This window comes from Paraburkholderia sp. J67 (assembly GCF_905220265.1).
Taxonomy (GTDB): Bacteria; Pseudomonadota; Gammaproteobacteria; order Burkholderiales; family Burkholderiaceae; genus Paraburkholderia.
On record NZ_CAJMZK010000141.1, the window covers coordinates 1 to 252 of the forward strand.

The 252-nt window shown below is 62.7% G+C and carries 1 pseudogene; it reads right to left on the reverse strand.

The annotated features are described in order from the left end of the window. A pseudogene (locus tag U5782_RS41515) lies at positions 1-252 on the reverse strand (adhesin); the annotation flags it as partial.

A 252-nucleotide genomic window follows, 5' to 3' on the forward strand; every position in this document is an offset into this window, starting at 1 on the left:
CCGTTCGACACGCCCGTCAGAACACGCGTGCCTGCCGTGCCCGTGAAGTCCACGATCGTGCCGTCCGTGTCCTTCGCAACGGTGATGTTGCGCGACGTCGGGTCTTGCTGCACCAGACCGACCGTGCCGTTGTTGATTTCGTTCGTCAGGTTCGTGATGTCCGTCGTGTTCTGCGTCACACGACCGTCCAGGTTCGTAACCGCGCCGCCCACGCTGTTATAGGTGTCGCCACCCATCACGTACGTCGGAGCC